This window comes from Anaerococcus sp. C0059F3 (genome assembly GCF_056590475.1).
The window spans coordinates 1-1,772 of the sequence record NZ_JBWPWE010000024.1 but is presented as its reverse complement, the minus strand read 5'-3'; the positions used below and the strand labels follow the sequence as shown (position 1 = coordinate 1,772).

Below are 1,772 nucleotides of genomic sequence, written 5' to 3'. Positions count from 1 at the left end.
AAAAACAGCATACGAAAGTATGAACCTGGTTAATCAAAGTATTATCTAAGAAAAAACTTTATGTCTAGATTTAATTTCTCTATCAGTGGTAGAGGAGCGTTGTATTAGGGAAGAAGCAGAAGCGAAAGCAAAGGTGGACTTAATACAAGTGAGAATGCTGGCATGAGTAGCGAGAAGGAGAGTGAGAATCTCTCCCGTCGAAACCCTAAGGATTCCTGAGCAAGGCTCGTCCACTCAGGGTAAGTCGGGACCTAAGCCAAGGCCGAAAGGCGTAGGCGATGGACAACAGGTTTAAATTCCTGTACCGCTTAAAGTCGCTATTAGAGATGTGATGACGCAAGAGGATAAGCTAAGCTAGCTGATGGATGCTAGTCTAAGAGTCAAGGCCAGTGTGTAGGCAAATCCGCACACTATTAAGGCTGAGGCTTGATAGGTATCGAAAACATAAGTAGAGAAGTAGCCGATTTCAAATTGCCAAGAAAAGTCACTATCGAGACCAAAGCGCCCGTACCCGAAACCGACACAGGTAGGGAGGTAGAGAATACCAAGACGCGCGGAAGAACCTTTGTTAAGGAACTCGGCAAAATGTCCCCGTAACTTCGGGAGAAGGGGAGCCATAGCGATATGGCCACAGAAACCAGGCCCAAGCGACTGTTTACCAAAAACACAAGTTTCTGCAAAATCGTAAGATGAAGTATAGGAGCTGACACCTGCCCGGTGCTGGAAGGTTAAGGAGACGGCTTAGCGCAAGCGAAGGCTCGAACTTAAGCCCCAGTAAACGGCGGCCGTAACTATAACGGTCCTAAGGTAGCGAAATTCCTTGTCGGGTAAGTTCCGACCCGCACGAAAGGTGTAACGATTTGGGCACTGTCTCAACAAAGGATCCGGTGAAATTGTAGTAGTCGTGAAGATGCGACTTACCCACGCTAGGACGGAAAGACCCCGTGGAGCTTTACTGTAGGCTGATATTGGACTTTGAGATTAGATATACAGGATAGTTGGGAGACAATGAAGCATGTACGCCAGTATGTGCAGAGTCACCCTTGGGATACCAACTTTCTAATATTAAAGTTCTAACATTGACCCTTGAATCAGGGCAATGGACATTGTCAGTTGGGCAGTTTGACTGGGGCGGTCGCCTCCCAAAAAGTAACGGAGGCGTTCAAAGGTTCGCTCAGAATGGACGGAAACCATTCGAAGAGTACAAAGGCAAAAGCGAGCTTAACTGCAAAACCTACAAGTTGCGCAGAGTAGAAATACGGACTTAGTGATCCGGTGGCACCGCATGGAAGGGCCATCGCTCAACGGATAAAAGCTACCCCGGGGATAACAGGCTTATCTCCCCCAAGAGTCCACATCGACGGGGAGGTTTGGCACCTCGATGTCGGCTCGTCTCATCCTGGGGCTGAAGTAGGTCCCAAGGGTTGGGCTGTTCGCCCATTAAAGAGGCACGCGAGCTGGGTTCAGAACGTCGTGAGACAGTTCGGTCCCTATCCAGCGTGGGCGTAAGAAATTTGAGAGGATCTGTCCCTAGTACGAGAGGACCGGGATGGACACACCTATGGTGTACCAGTTGTAAAGCCATTTGCATAGCTGGGTAGCTACGTGTGGAAACGATAAGTACTGAAAGCATCTAAGTACGAAACAGACCTCAAGATAAGATTTCTCAGAGTACGTAAAGAAAATACGTTTGATAGGTCCAAGGTGTAAGTGCAGTAATGTATTAAGCTAATGGATACTAAACTTTACATCTTGACTGGAAATATTGTTTG

1 rRNA gene is annotated in these 1,772 nt (G+C 47.5%); it reads left to right on the top strand.

The annotated features are described in order from the left end of the window. Window positions 1-1,760 (top strand): 23S ribosomal RNA (locus AC1EJ5_RS09925); the annotation flags it as partial. Window positions 1,761-1,772 lie beyond the last annotated feature (12 nt).